Origin of the sequence: Shigella sp. FC1661, from assembly GCF_001712525.1 — a bacterium.
GTDB classification, from domain to species: Bacteria; Pseudomonadota; Gammaproteobacteria; order Enterobacterales; family Enterobacteriaceae; genus Escherichia; species Escherichia coli.
The window spans coordinates 1-328 of record NZ_MDGW01000513.1 but is presented as its reverse complement, the minus strand read 5'-3'; the positions used below and the strand labels follow the sequence as shown (position 1 = coordinate 328).

Annotated in this window: 1 protein-coding gene; it reads right to left on the bottom strand. The window is 54.6% G+C overall.

Annotation, left to right across the window (positions count from 1 at the left end):
* Nucleotides 1-190 (bottom strand): IS66 family insertion sequence element accessory protein TnpB (tnpB, locus tag BFF42_RS21440; RefSeq protein WP_039065403.1); only part of this gene is annotated, 190 nt, incomplete at its 3' end.
* Nucleotides 191-328 lie beyond the last annotated feature (138 nt).

Here is a 328-nt window from a genome sequence, read left to right as displayed (position 1 = left end):
GTCCATCGCCGGTAGACCAGAGGAGCTTTACCTGACTGCCATTACGCCCACGGAAGATAAAAACGTGACCTGACATCGGATCGTCTTTCAGCGTCGTCTGCACCTTTGCCGCCAGGCCGTTGAAGCCATTTCTCATATCGGTGATACCGGCAACCAGCCAAATTTTGGTCCCGGAAGGTAACGGGATCATCGCTTCAGTTCCTGTATCAGCAGAGTCAGGAGCTTTTCGCTGACATTGCCATTGAAGCGGAGCGTCCCGTGCCGGAACGTTACCTCACAGCTGATACTGAGGGTTTCCGGATCCTCTGCGAGCGATTCTGGCTGTTCG